We start from the raw sequence: 11293 nt of genomic DNA, 5'->3' as shown, positions 1-11293 counted from the left end.
GGGGGCTCGGCTTGTTCTCGGGGTGGGTGGGGCCGTGTCCGTCGTTGGGGGTGCGCGGGCGTGAAATGGGGCGGCCGGGCTCGGCCCGGCGACTGACGGCCGTCTTCCGGCCGGGACTCATGCCCCGCTGGTCACCGCAGCGTGCAAAGTCCGCAATCCGCAGCCGAGTTGGGGCGGGTGGGACTCGTGAGGCGATCTGGTTCCCATCCCCCACCGCGATTCCCGACTTTGCACGCCCAACAGCCGCCCGACGACACAAGGCCCAGAATCCCCCGGCCCCGGTGGGACGGAAGGGGTCCATGTGACACCAGAGCCGACGGCCCAGCGCCCCCGGCCGATCGAAGCCCACACCGCGATGCAAAGTCGGGAATCCCCGACCTCGGCGGGACGGAAGGGGCCCGTGTGACTCCAGAGGCAACCGTGAGGGCCCGCACCTCGCGATTCCCGACTTCGACCGCCCAGCCGCCGCCCGGATCCCCACCCGGCGATGCAAAGTCGGGAATCCCCGGCCCTCAGTGACGCGAGTGGGACTCGTGTGGCGACAGAGGCGGCCTGCGGATGTCCCCGGCATGCGAAGTTGCGCCGGTCAGGGTGCGTGAGCGACCCGGCGGGGTGACCATCACCCACCGGCTGCCGTGGGCTGTGCGGCTCGCCGCGTTATGGGAGTCGGCCCACGACCGCTGGTCCGCCGGGCCGACGACTCGGGAATCACCCTGCCGGAACTGCTGGGCGGCACGGACGACCGGCGGAACACCGCCCCCCACCCACCCGGGGTGACCAGCGGGGCATGAGTCCCCGCCGGAAGACCGCCCGTGGTCGCCGGACCGGGCTCGGCCGCCCCACTCCACTTCCGCGCACCCGCGACCGGCGGATACGGATCCGCCGGCCCCCACCGCGAACCGAGCCCACCCACCACCGGCCCACCATCCGCCCACGGCGGCCGGCCGATACCCGGGCCTCCCCGCGCGGCCCCGCCCCCGGCCGCCCTCCGAGTGTTCAAAGGCCCCCGGAGACACCGGGTCAAGGGTGGGCGCAGCCCATCGCTTGCGACGCGACCGAAGGGAGCGCCCTTGACGCGGTGGTGGAGGGGGCCCCACTCGGAGAGAGGGCGGCCACACCAGAAGCCGACACGCAACGGGCGCCCCTTGGGCCCAAGACCCGCACGGAACAGGGCGGCCGGATTCGAACCGGCGTCCTCGCGATTTTGGAGACCGCGCGCGTCGACCTCTGCGCTACGACCCTGCCCCGCGCCCGCAGCTTAGAAGTCCTGCGGCTCCGAAGGCGAGTCCTTTCCGACGGTCGTGGTGACCCGCCCGAGCCAGGAGTCGGAGTCGTCCATCGGCTCCCACGCCAACGCGATCTCGACGCCGTGGAGGGCCCGGACCAGGTCCTGGACACTGGCGTCCACGGCGGCCTGCACCTCGGACAGCGGGGTGTCGCCTGGAAGGTCGCGGAGCGCGCAACAGTAGAGCCCGTTGTTGTGGTCGACGAGGGCGAAGCCCCGGCCGTCCCGGCCTCGGCCGGGAAACAGGATGACTTCCTTGGGGACCGGGATGGACGGCTTGGCCTTGGCGCGGCGGCGTTTCCTGGGCATGAGGACCGAGAACCACTCCTGGTAGAAGCCTCGGAGCCCCACCCGCAGGGGCGGGTGGGGCTCCTCGTACGAGAGACGCGAGGCCTCGGTGCCGTCAGCCCTCGCCGCTCAGGTCGATCGTCTTCGTCCGGTCGGCCTTCGTCTTGCCGCGCAGGGCGTCGCGCATCACGAAGGCGACGTCGTCGGCGCTCACCTGGTGCTTGGTGCCGTCGGCCTTGGTGATCATGATGCCGTCGAAGACGCCGTCGAGGAGCTCGGTGATCGCCTGCTTGTTGTAGACCTCGACCAGGCGGCCGTCGACGGCCTTCATGGAGAGGATCTTCGGCAGGGACCGGGCCGGGCCGAAGTCGATGGACTTGGCGCCCGCCTTGATGGTGATCTTGTCGGACATCGCCGGCTGGGCGAACTCCTCCATCGCCCGGTCCAGCTCGTCCTTGGTGACGCTGGGCTGGCGGGTGACGACGGGGAGCTCGACGGTGTTGGGCCGGCCGGTCTCGACCTGGGAGCGGTAGGCGTCCTTGACCGAGATCATCGAGCGCTGGATGTCCAGGCCCTTGCCCGCCTTGCCCTCGACCGCGGTGACCTTGTTCGGGGCGAAGAGGATCGTGCCCTCGGTGACCGAACCGGACGTGCCGGCCAGGTCCGTGAGGGCGACGGCCAGCTTCTCGTCGTCGACCGGGAAGACCGGCTTCGCCTCACGCGTACCGCCGAAGAGGGAGCCGATGACGGAGACCGGGTTGTAGTCGCTGCCCGCGGCGGCGCGGACGGTCGCCTGGGCGTCCAGGGCGAGGCCCGCCTTGTCCGGGGCGATCTCGGCCTTGCTGCCGCCGATGTTGAGCTGGAGCGGGGCGTGGGCGCGCTTGCCGAGGGACGCCTCCAGCTTGGCGACGCCCTCCTCCTTCGTACCGCCGCCGATGTCGACGCCGAGGACGGTCGTGCCCTTGGGGACCTCGGAGTGGTTGAGGAGCAGGCCCGCGCAGTAGGCGACGCCGGCCAGGCCGACCACGCCGACGCCTGCGAGGACCAGCTTGGAGCGGCCCTTCTTGGCGGGGGCGGGGGCGGGCTTCGGCGCGGGCTTCGGGGTCGGCCGGGGCGCGGCGGCGGCCGGGGCGGCCGGCTCGGCGCGCTCGGGGATGCGCGGGGTCAGGTCGGGCCCGGCGGGCGGGACGACCGGCATGCCGCTGGTGAGCGTCGAGCCGGAGACGTGGCCGTGGCCCGGCTCCCCGACGCCCGGGCCGCTGCCCGGGCCGCCGGGCGGCGTCGGCGCGGGGGGCTGCGGGGTGAGGATCGCGGTGTCGTCGGACATCCGCGGCGCCATGGGCCGGCGCGGCGCGCCGCCGCGGCGCTGGTCGGGACCGACGACGGGGCTGCTGCCGGTGACGGGGCCGGTGGTCGGCCCGGCGGGGGGCGCGGCCGCGTCGACGACGGGCGTGCCGCCGGCCGGGGTGTGGCCGGGGCCGTTGTCGTAGAGCGGGTTGCCGTTGCCGTAGAAGGGGTCGCCGGGGACGGGACCGTCGTAGCGCGGGGTGCCGCCGGCCGGCGTGGGTGCGGGGCCGCCGGTGAGCGGGGTGACCACCGGCATGCTCTGGGTGGTGCTGCCCACGGACGGGACGCCGTCGCCGGCGGAGCCCGCGAAGCCGGGGGCGGCCGGGGCGGGTGCCGCCGGGGCCGGGGCCTGAGGGGCCGGGGCGGCGGGCGCCTGCGGGGCGGGCTCGGCGGGCGGCTTGCCCGCGGAGGGCTTGCGCGGCGCGAACCAGCTGCTGGTCGGCCGCTCCTCGGCGGCGCCGGCGGCCGGGTCGGCCGGGGCCGCGGGCTTCGGTTCGGCCGTGGGGGCGGGCGCGGGTGCCGGTCGGGCCGCGGCCTGGGCCGGCCTGGTGGGCAGCGGCGGCTCGGCGGCCCGCGGCGGCTCGGCCGGGGTCTCGGCGGCGGCGGCGCCGGCGGCCGCGCGGTCCGCGTCGCCGACCGGCTTGCGGACCACCACGGGCGGGATCGGCCGCGAACCCGGGATGTTGATCCGGATGCGCGTGGTCAGCGTGGTCTCGGTCTTGGGCTCCTCGGGCGGCCCGGCGGCGGTTCCGTTCTCCGGGTCCGCCTCCTGTCCGCCGCGCAGACCGTACGGCGGGGTGCCCGAGGGGTACGCGGCCCCGCCGCGCCCCTGGGCGCCGGAGGACGAACTGTCAGTCTCTCGACCAGTTTCACGACTCAAAGCAGGATCTCCCGGTTGGCTCCGCCGCCCGCTCTTGCTGATGCTCGTGGTGGTCCGGGCGGTCGGCGGCGCGCACCACCATACTGGCCGCCGCCGATCCGCACCCGACCCGGCGTGGATCCGCCACGGCCAATACGCCCGAAGTCAAGACACTCTCGCGTCAAGTCGGCCTGTTCACACGCCTGGTCGGGCCATGCGGCTCATCGTGGCGCACATCACAGCGACGGCCATGCCGCCGAGCAGGAAGACCATCTCGCCGATGCCGCCGCCGAACAGACCGTCACCTTCCGGGCGCCCGAAGCTGAGCAGGACGATGGCGACGAGCCAGCCGGCGCCGGCCGCGGCGACGCCCAACTGGTTGCCGGTGGCGCGCCGGGCCCCGTAGAAGAGGGCTGCGGAGGCGAACAGGGCGAGCAGCAGACCGAGGGGGAACCAGGCGGCTTGGACGAGGGAGCCGGCGGTGCCGACGAGCACGCCGAGGACCAGGAGCACCGCGTACCAGGCGTAGCGGGCGCCGGGGGCGAGGTCTCCGGACGGCCGTCCCGCGGCGGGCCGGGGTGCGGGGGCGGGCGTCGGCCCGGAGGCTGAGGCGCGGCTGCGGGGTCCGGTCATGCGTCCGCCACCCCGCCCTCGATACCTGCGGCACCCGCACTTCCCGCACTACCCGCACTACCCGCAATGCCGTCGATACCCCCGATACCCGCGAAGAGGTCGGTCTCACGGGTGCCCTCGGGCGCGCCGGAGGTGCCCTGCACCAGCTCGTAGTACTCGGTGGTGAAGATCGGCTGGGCAAGGTTGTTGGAGAGCGCGAAGAACGGCCCGTCGACGGCGACTTGGGTGGCGTGGGCGGCCATGGCGGCGCTCTTGCGCCCGGCGTACGAGTGCCCGTCCGCGTCCCCGCCCGCGATCTCGGCGGTGATGCGGTCCTCGGGGACCACGCCGGGCACGTCGCCGATCACGGCGTCGGCGGGGAAGACGGAGCCCTCGGCGGCGAGGCGGGCGAAGCCGGCTTCGGCGACCGGGCGGGGGACCCGGTTCCAGTAGATCTTGGCGACGGCGTGGGCGGGGCCGAGCTCCGGCCGGTAGCCGGGGTCGGCGGCCAGCTCGGCGGCGCGCATGGCGACCCGGTGGGCCTGGATGTGGTCGGGGTGGCCGTAGCCGCCGTCGGGGTCGTAGGTGACGAGGACCTGCGGGCGGGTCTCGCGGATCACCTCGACGAGGTACGGGGCGGCCTCGTCGACCTCGGTGTTCCAGAAGGCGCCGGGGCGGCGGTTCTGCTCGGCGCCCATCATCCCGGAGTCGCGGAAGCGGCCGGGGCCGCCGAGGAAGCGGTGGTCGGTGACGCCCAGTTCCTTCATCGCGGCGGCGAGTTCGCCGACCCGGAACTCGCCGAGCCGGTCCTCCCGGTCGGGTGCCAGATGGGCGAGCTCGGGCGGGATGACCTCGCCCTCCTCGCCCAGGGTGCAGGTCACGAGGGTCACGAGGGCGCCCTCGGCCGCGTACCGGGCCATGGTCGCGCCGTTGTTGATCGACTCGTCGTCGGGGTGCGCGTGCACCAGGAGCAGACGACGGGCTGGGAGAACCGTCATGGCCCCACCCTACGAGACGCCCACCAGACGGGGCCGGGGAAAGACCGGCAGGTCAGAACTTCGGGCCGGAACCCCGGGTCAGAACTTGAGGCCGCCGATCATGCTCGCCACGTTCGTGGTGAGGGTGCTGATGGACGGGGCGATGGACGAGCTCGCCAGATAGAAGCCGAGCAGCGCGCAGACCGCCGCGTGGCCGGCCTTGAGTCCGGATTTCCGGATCAGCAGGAAGACGACGATCGCCAGCAGCACCACCACCGAGATCGAGAGTGCCACGGCGGTTCACCTCCACACTTCTTCGGTCGGACGTTCGGTCGGACGTTCAGTTGGCATGTGCCTGATGGATGCATACCCACCTAGCGCTACGGATCATAACTATCCGTGCCATCGCATCGATCGGTGTACGGAGGCATGAGGGGGCGCACGGACGCTAGTTTCGGTCACATGACTTCGTCTCACGAGCAGGTCTCGTTCCCCCGTCAGTACGCCAGGACACAGCGGTTCACCCTCGGCGCACCGCGCGCGTTCACCGTGGCGCCGGACGGCGGCCGGGTGGTGTTCGTCCGCTCCGGTTCGGGTACGGACCGCGCGCACCGGCTGTGGGTGCTCGACCTGGACGGGCCCGACGGGCCGGCGGAGCGGCTCGCGGCGGACCCGGAGACGCTCCTCGGGGGCGCCGCCGAGGAGTTGTCGCCGGAGGAACGGGCCCGGCGGGAGCGCAGCCGGGAGGGCTCGGCGGGGATCGTGGGCTATGCGGTGGACGGGGCCGCGGAGTTGGCGGCGTTCGCGCTCTCCGGGCGCCTGTTCACGGCGGAGCTGCGGGCGGGTACGGCCCGCGAGCTGCCGGTGCCGGGGCCCGTGGTGGACCCCAGGCCCTCGCCGGACGGGCGCCTGGTGGCGTACGCGGCGGGCGGCGCGCTGCGGGTGACCGGGGCGGACGGCACCGGTGACCGGGCGCTCGCCGAGCCGGAGGCCGGGGAGGACGGGGTCGTGTACGGCCTCGCGGAGTTCGTGGCCTCGGAGGAGATGGGCCGGTCGCGGGGCTACTGGTGGGGGCCCGGCTCGGACCGGCTGCTCGTCGCGCGGGTCGACGAGTCGCCCGTACGGCGCTGGTGGATCGCGGATCCGGCGCATCCGGAGCGGGAACCGCAGGCGGTCGCGTATCCCGCGGCGGGGACGCCGAACGCGGAGGTCCGGCTCTTCCTCGTGGATCTGACCGGAAATCGCACCGAGGTCTTGTGGGACCGGGCCTCCTTCCCCTATCTGGCCCGGGTGCACTGGTCGTCCGGCGGCGCGCCGCTGCTCCAGGTGCAGGCGCGGGACCAGCGTCGCCAGGCGTGTCTGACGGTCGATCCGGAGACGGGCGCGACCGAGACGCTGCGGGTGGACGAGGACCCGGTGTGGCTGGAGCTGTACGGCGGGGTGCCGGCGTGGACGCCGGACGGGCGGCTCGTACGGATCGTGGACCGGGACGGGGCGCGGGTCCTGGTGGTCGGCGACCGGGCCCTGACGGACGCCCGGCTGCATGTACGGGCGGTGCTCGACGTCGGTGCGGAAGATGTCCTGATCTCGGCGTCGGCGGGTGGGACGGCGGAGGACGAGGGTGCTCCGGAGACCGGTGAGATCCATGTGTACCGGGTGGGTGAACAGGGCGTGGAGCGGGTCTCGGAGGCGCCCGGGGTGCACGCGGCGGTGCGGTCCGGCGCGGTCACCGTGCTGTCCTCGGCCCGTCCGGACGCGCCGGGCGGCACCGTACGGGTGCTGCGGGACGGCAAGCGGCTCGCCGAGGTCGTCTCGTACGCCCAGCGGCCGGTGCTGTCCGCGGACTTCACGCTCGTCGAGGCGGGCGAGCGTCGCATCCCGTGCGCCGTGCTGCTGCCCTCGTCCTGGCGGGAGGGGGACGGGCCGCTGCCGGTGCTCCTCGACCCGTACGGCGGCCCGCACGGGCAGCGGGTGGTCGCCGCCCACAACGCGCATCTGACGTCCCGCTGGTTCGCCGAGCAGGGCTTCGCGGTGATCGTGGCCGACGGGCGCGGCACCCCGGGCCGCTCCCCCGCCTGGGAGAAGGCGATCAGCCGCGACCTCACGCTCACCCTCGACGACCAGGTCGAGGCGCTGCACGCGCTGGCCGGGCGGTTCCCTCTGGACCTCGGCCGGGTCGCGATCCGCGGCTGGTCCTTCGGCGGCTATCTGGCGGGCCTGGCGGCGCTGCGCCGCCCGGATGTGTTCCACGCGGCCGTGGTGGGTGCTCCGGTGACGGACTGGCGGCTCTACGACACCCACTACACCGAGCGCTATCTCGGCCTGCCCGAGGCTGAGGCCGAGGAGGAGGCCGACAAGAAGTCCGGCGAGAAGTCCGGCGGGAAGTCCGACGTCTACACGGCGAACTCGCTGATGTCCCACACCGGTCTGACGGAGCCGCGCGAGCCGGCCCGCCCGATGATGGTCGTGCACGGGCTCGCCGACGACAACGTGGTGATGGCCCACACGCTGCGGCTCTCCTCCGCCCTCCTCGCGGCGGGCCGCCCGCACGAGGTGCTGCCGCTGTCGGGCGTCACGCACATGACGCCGCAGGAACAGGTGGCGGAGAACCTGCTGCTGCTCCAGGTGGACTTCCTGCGGAGGTCGCTGGGTCTGCGCTGATCACCGGCCGGTCACCAGCCGGGCGGGCGGTGCGCGGGCGGGGCCGGGGGGAGGGCGGCGACCGGACGGTACGGGGAGCGGCGGCGGCCCGGGCGGGCGAGCAGGAGCAGCACGGTGAGGCCCGCGAGCAGGGCGAAGCCGCAGCCGATGTCGTACGCCAGGGAGTAGACGTCCTGCTCGGGCACGTAGGTGTGCCAGTTCTGGCGCAGGGCGGCCGCCGTGCCGCCCGCGCCGACGCCCGCGAGCAGCAGGCCCGCGAGGAGGCCGAGCGGGCGGGTGTGGCGGGCGCGGGCGAAGGCGCTGCCGGCGGCGGCGAGGAGCAGCAGGACGAGGACGGCGTTCAGCCAGCCGGGCGGGACGGCGAGGGCGGGCAGGAGCAGGGAGCGTCCGCCGGTGTAGCGGCCGACGGTGTACTCGACGGGCAGCAGGGTCGCCCAGCGGATCTCCCAGGCGGCCCACATCAGCGCGGCGAGCGCGCACAGGACGCCGGCGGTGACGGCGGGTCCGGTACGGGGACGGTCGGGGGCGCCGGGGTGGCCGGGGGCGCCGGGGTGGCCGGGGCCGTCGGGGTCGCCCGGGGCTCGGCCTGCGGGCTCGCGGCCGGCGGCGGCGGTGACCAGGAGCGCGCCGCCGAGGGCGAGCACGATCATGGTGCTGACCAGGGCCTCGACGCCGGAGGCCCACAGTCCGGGCAGGCGCAGGGCGAGGGTGGTGAGACCGGTGACGGCCATCGCGGGGCCGGCGAGCGGGGAGCGCAGGGCGGCGCCGGCGGTGACCGCGTAGGCGGCGAGCAGCAGCGGGTCGACGAGGGTGGTGGCCGCGGCGGCCTTGAGGCGGAAACCGTGGTCGCCGGCCCAGTACCAGAGCAGTTCGGTGGTGGGCCCGAAGGTCGCGAGGTCGCGCAGCAGCCAGACGAGGGTGACGAGGGCGAGTGCGGCGCACAGTGCGGCGCCGGTGAGACGTGCCGTTCGTGTCACTGTCACGGGGCCGATACTCACGGTCGCCATCGACCGAAACAAGCGGTTCCGCATATGCGGGGTGCGTGTGCGTCAAGTCAAGGCGGTGCGGAGGTCCTTGAGGGGTGCGGGGCGGCCGGTCGGGGCACCGAATGCGCCGCCCCGGCCGGCCTACGGCACCCGCACGGCCGTACGTTCCTCAGCGTCCCGCGTCCGTATATCGGAACCGATTCCCCGGTGTTGCCGCACTGTTACGGCGTCTTCGGAGCCGGCGGCTCCTCCGGCGGCACCACCTGCTTCTCCTCCGCGAAGTGGCAGGCCGAGTCGTGCTTGGCCGGGGTGTCCGTGAGGCGGAAGACCGCCGGGACGGCGAGCAGCGGGACCTCCAGTTCGCAGCGTTCCTGCGCCTTCCAGCAGCGGGTGCGGAAGCGGCAGCCGGAGGGGATGTTCGCCGGGGAGGGCACGTCGCCGGCGAGGAGGATGCGCTCGCGGTGCTCGCGCGCCTCGGGGTCCGGCACGGGCACGGCGGAGAGCAGTGCCTGGGTGTAGGGGTGGGTGGGGTGGTCGTAGATCTCGGCGTCGGTGCCGATCTCGACGATCCGGCCCAGGTACATGACGCCGACCCGGTCCGAGATGTGCCGGACGATCGACAGGTCGTGCGCGATGAAGACGTACGACAGCCTGAACTCGTTCTGCAGTCGGTCGAGCAGGTTGATGACCTGGGCCTGCACGGACACGTCGAGTGCGGAGACCGGCTCGTCGGCGACGATGATCTCGGGCCGGAGGGCCAGGCCGCGGGCGATGCCGATGCGCTGGCGCTGGCCGCCGGAGAACTGGTGCGGGTAGCGGTTGATGTACTCGGGGTTGAGGCCGACGACGTCGAGCAGGTCCTGCACCTTGCGGCGCCGGTCGCCCTTGGGCGCGACCTCGGGGTGGATCTCGTACGGCTCGCCGATGATGTCGCCGACCGTCATGCGCGGGTTGAGCGAGGTGTACGGGTCCTGGAAGACCATCTGGATGTTGCGGCGGACCGCCTTGAGGGCGCGCGGGGAGAGCTTGGTGATGTCCTCGCCCTTGTACCTGATGGTGCCGGAGGTCGGCCGCTCCAGGTTGACCAGCATCTTCGCGACGGTCGACTTGCCGCAGCCGGACTCGCCGACGATGCCGAGGGTCTCGCCGGCGGTGAGGTCGAAGTCGACGCCGTCGACCGCCCGGACCGCGCCGACCTGCTTCTTGAAGAGGATGCCCTGGGTCAGCGGGTAGTGCTTGTGCAGGTCGCGGACCTGCAGAATCGCCTCAGCCATGGAGGCACTCCTTCCAGAAGTGGCAGGCGCTGGTGCGCGGTACGGGCGATTCGGTGACGTCGTACAGCGGCGGCTCGTCGGTGCGGCACACGTCCTGGGCGAGCGGACAGCGCGGGTTGAAGGCGCAGCCGGGCGGGATGTGGAGCAGGTTGGGCGGCAGGCCCTTGATCGCGTACAGCTCCTGGCCCTTCTGGTCCAGGCGCGGGATCGAGTCGAGCAGACCCCGGGTGTAGGGGTGGGCGGGCGCCTTGTAGATCTCGTGGACGGGGGCCTGTTCGACGATCCGGCCCGCGTACATCACGGCGATCTTGTCGGCGACGTCGGCGACCACGCCGAGGTCGTGGGTGATGAGGATGAGGCCCATGTTGAGCTCACGCTGGAGTTCGGCGAGCAGGTCCATGACCTGGGCCTGGACGGTGACGTCCAGCGCGGTCGTCGGCTCGTCGGCGATGATCAGCTCGGGTTCGAGGGCGAGCGCCATGGCGATCATGATGCGCTGGCGCATGCCGCCGGAGAACTGGTGCGGGTACTGGCCGACGCGCTCCTTGGCGGCGGGGATGCGGACCCGGTCCATGAGTTCGACGGCCCGGGCGCGGGAGTCCTTCTTCGACATGCCCTTGTGGACCACGAACATCTCGCCGAGCTGTTCGCCGACGCTGAGCACGGGGTTGAGGGAGGACAGCGCGTCCTGGAAGATCATCGCCATCTTGGCGCCGCGGACCTTCCTGCGCTCGTCCTCCTTGAGCTTCAGCAGGTCCTGGCCCTGGAAGCGGATCTCGCCGCCGGTGATCTTCCCCGGGGGGACGTCGAGGATGCCCATGACGGCCTGGGCGGTGACGGACTTGCCGGAGCCGGACTCGCCGAGCACGGCCAGGGTCTCCCCCGCGTCGACGGAGTAGTCGACGCCGTTGACCGCCTTGGCCACCCCGTCGCGGGTGTGGAACTCCACGTGCAGGTCGCGCACTTCGAGCAGCTTGGGCGCCTTGGTCGGCATGGGCGGCATG

9 protein-coding genes and 1 tRNA gene are annotated in these 11293 nt (G+C 73.4%); 1 reads left to right on the top strand and 9 read right to left on the bottom strand.

Annotated features, from left to right (window positions below; genetic code table 11):
- Positions 1-1167: 1167 nt before the first annotated feature.
- From AB0M18_RS33810 to AB0M18_RS33785, 6 genes are all read right to left on the bottom strand, one after another.
- Positions 1168-1243: transfer RNA gene (locus AB0M18_RS33810), tRNA-Trp, on the bottom strand.
- Positions 1244-1258: 15 nt separating this feature from the next.
- Positions 1259-1594 carry a hypothetical protein gene (locus tag AB0M18_RS33805; protein ID WP_365764853.1) on the bottom strand — a complete coding sequence of 112 codons (336 nt, stop codon included), beginning with the start codon at positions 1592-1594 and terminating at the stop codon, positions 1259-1261.
- Between the two features lie 94 nt (positions 1595-1688).
- The gene (locus AB0M18_RS33800) at positions 1689-3800 is read right to left on the bottom strand and encodes a hypothetical protein (protein WP_365764851.1); all 2112 of its coding nucleotides are present in this window, start codon (positions 3798-3800) and stop codon (positions 1689-1691) included.
- 174 nt (positions 3801-3974) lie between these two features.
- Complete coding sequence (locus AB0M18_RS33795; protein ID WP_365764849.1) at positions 3975-4412, bottom strand: DUF6113 family protein; 438 nt, start codon at positions 4410-4412, stop codon at positions 3975-3977.
- A complete protein-coding gene (mshB, locus tag AB0M18_RS33790) occupies positions 4409-5389 on the bottom strand; it encodes an N-acetyl-1-D-myo-inositol-2-amino-2-deoxy-alpha-D-glucopyranoside deacetylase (protein WP_365764847.1) in 981 nt (326 codons plus the stop codon). Before mshB ends, AB0M18_RS33795 begins: the two co-directional genes overlap by 4 nt.
- A 78-nt stretch (positions 5390-5467) precedes the next feature.
- Positions 5468-5662, bottom strand: coding sequence for a hypothetical protein (locus tag AB0M18_RS33785; protein ID WP_345485825.1), 195 nt, complete (start codon positions 5660-5662; stop codon positions 5468-5470).
- Between the two features lie 168 nt (positions 5663-5830).
- On the opposite strand from AB0M18_RS33785, the gene AB0M18_RS33780 reads away from it, so the two are divergent.
- On the top strand, positions 5831-8029 hold the full coding sequence (locus AB0M18_RS33780) for a prolyl oligopeptidase family serine peptidase (RefSeq protein WP_365764845.1): 2199 nt from the start codon (positions 5831-5833) through the stop codon (positions 8027-8029).
- Positions 8030-8040: 11 nt separating this feature from the next.
- On the opposite strand, the gene AB0M18_RS33775 is transcribed toward AB0M18_RS33780, so the two are convergent.
- From AB0M18_RS33775 to AB0M18_RS33765, 3 genes are all read right to left on the bottom strand, one after another.
- The gene (locus AB0M18_RS33775; RefSeq protein WP_365764843.1) at positions 8041-9012 is read right to left on the bottom strand and encodes a hypothetical protein; all 972 of its coding nucleotides are present in this window, start codon (positions 9010-9012) and stop codon (positions 8041-8043) included.
- Between the two features lie 224 nt (positions 9013-9236).
- Positions 9237-10289, bottom strand: coding sequence for a dipeptide ABC transporter ATP-binding protein (locus tag AB0M18_RS33770; protein WP_365764841.1), 1053 nt, complete (start codon positions 10287-10289; stop codon positions 9237-9239).
- On the bottom strand, positions 10282-11292 hold the full coding sequence (locus AB0M18_RS33765; protein WP_365764857.1) for an ABC transporter ATP-binding protein: 1011 nt from the start codon (positions 11290-11292) through the stop codon (positions 10282-10284). The genes AB0M18_RS33770 and AB0M18_RS33765 overlap by 8 nt, the downstream gene beginning before the upstream one ends.
- Position 11293: the final 1 nt, after the last annotated feature.

Source organism: Streptomyces sp. NPDC051909, assembly GCF_040681095.1.
Classification (GTDB): Bacteria; Actinomycetota; Actinomycetes; order Streptomycetales; family Streptomycetaceae; genus Streptomyces.
Note: the sequence above shows the minus strand (reverse complement) of the source record. Positions and strands in the feature narration are given on the sequence as shown.